Annotated in this window: 1 protein-coding gene; it reads right to left on the bottom strand. The window is 73.1% G+C overall.

Translation table 11 applies throughout. The features are described 5' to 3' along the window. Window positions 1–427 (bottom strand): hypothetical protein (locus tag FJV41_RS57470; RefSeq protein WP_281291681.1); only part of this gene is annotated, 427 nt, incomplete at both ends.

Genomic DNA, 427 nt, shown 5'->3' with positions numbered 1-427 from the left:
AAGAGACAGGCAGCGCGTCGTCCAGCACGGCGCCCTCGCGCAGCGCCACGAAGAGCGGCATGTGGCTCTCGCGGCCCAGGTATTCCAGGTCCACCACGAGGCTGTCGAGCACTTCGGGCAGAGCCTCCACCGCGCGGTACAGCTCGCTGGTGCCCATGCGCAGGCCGTGGCGATTGATGGTGGCGTCGCTGCGGCCGTAGATCACGCAGCGGCCTTCCGGGCCGACGCGCAGCCAGTCGCCGTGGCGCCAGACGGCGCCCATGGACGCGGGGCCGTCGCCGCCGCCGGGCTGGCGGCCATGGCCGGGCGGGTACATGTCGAAGTAGCTCGCGAGGTAGCGCGGCCCCTGCGGGTCGCCCGGCAATGCCGGTGCGCCCGCGGGCGCGTCGCCCCAGAAATAGAGCGGCATCGAGGGGATGGGCTGGGT

The organism is Myxococcus llanfairpwllgwyngyllgogerychwyrndrobwllllantysiliogogogochensis, assembly GCF_006636215.1.
GTDB classification, from domain to species: Bacteria; Myxococcota; Myxococcia; order Myxococcales; family Myxococcaceae; genus Myxococcus; species Myxococcus llanfairpwllgwyngyllgogerychwyrndrobwllllantysiliogogogochensis.
Note: the sequence above shows the minus strand (reverse complement) of the source record. Positions and strands in the feature narration are given on the sequence as shown.